Genomic DNA, 911 nt, shown 5'->3' on the forward strand with positions numbered 1-911 from the left:
CGATGCCCGCCGACGCCGAGGTCATCACCGCCTCCGTGCGCAGCGGATTGATCTCCGAGACCGCGCCGACGAAGGTCGTCTTGCCGACGCCGAAGCCGCCGGCCACCACGATCTTCGCGGAGGTGGTCGAACGTCCTTCCGCGGGCATCCCGTATCCCTGCTGGCTCATCTGTCCCATCGAACCCATCGGCCCCACGGGCCCTGGCGGCTGCTGGCCCCTGGGGCCGCCCCTCTGCGGGCTAGAGCTTGCGAAGTCCACTGAGCACCCTTTCGAGCAAGGTCACGTCGGGAGCGCCACCGGGCTCGGAACCGCCACCGGGCTGGTGGATGGCCACCATCCCGGCCTCGGCGAGGTCGGCGACAAGAATCCGGGCTACCCCCAGCGGGATGGCGAGCAGTGCGGAGATCTCCGCGACCGACTTGACCTCACGGCACAGGTGGCAGATCCGCTGGTGCTCGGGAAGCAGTCCCTGCAGCTGCACCGGGTCGGCGCTGGTGCTCACCAGGGCCTCGATGGCCAGCTGGTAGCGCGGCCGGGTGCGGCCGCCCGTCATGGCGTACGGGCGCACCAGCGGCTGGTCGCCTTCCCCCTCGTATGACGCGTGCGGACTGGCGGCGCCATACGGGTCGGGCGAGGCGGGCGGCGGGGTCATGGCTCCTCCGAGCGAGGCATGTGGTCGGCGGTCGGACGGTGGTGCTCAAGTGGGGGGAGCGTGAAGATCAGTTGAGAATGCTTCCCTGGAGTTCCGCGCGGACGTCCGGGGTGAGTACCGTTCCGGCACGGTCCACGAGCAGGGCCATCTCGTAGCCGACGAGACCGATGTCGGCCTCGGGATGGGCGAGGACGGCCAGCGAGGAGCCGTCCGAGATGGACATGATGAAGAGGAAGCCCCGCTCCATCTCCACCACCG

2 protein-coding genes and 1 pseudogene are annotated in these 911 nt (G+C 69.8%); all 3 read right to left on the reverse strand.

Annotated features, from left to right (window positions below; genetic code table 11):
* Positions 1-169 (reverse strand): annotated as a pseudogene (locus G5C65_RS37790) (ATP/GTP-binding protein); the annotation flags it as partial.
* Between the two features lie 70 nt (positions 170-239).
* Positions 240-653 carry a DUF742 domain-containing protein gene (locus G5C65_RS37795; RefSeq protein WP_165303593.1) on the reverse strand — a complete coding sequence of 138 codons (414 nt, stop codon included), beginning with the start codon at positions 651-653 and terminating at the stop codon, positions 240-242.
* 67 nt (positions 654-720) lie between these two features.
* A partial coding sequence (locus G5C65_RS37800; RefSeq protein ID WP_420903412.1) for a roadblock/LC7 domain-containing protein occupies positions 721-911 on the reverse strand: 191 nt, incomplete at its 5' end.

This window comes from Streptomyces boncukensis, assembly GCF_011045075.1.
Taxonomy (GTDB): Bacteria; Actinomycetota; Actinomycetes; order Streptomycetales; family Streptomycetaceae; genus Streptomyces; species Streptomyces boncukensis.

What these genes read in the sequence shown, in the direction of transcription:
- G5C65_RS37795 (WP_165303593.1), bottom strand. Translation starts at nt 653, where the DNA reads ATGACCCCGCCGCCCGCCTCGCCCGACCCGTATGGCGCCGCCAGTCCG.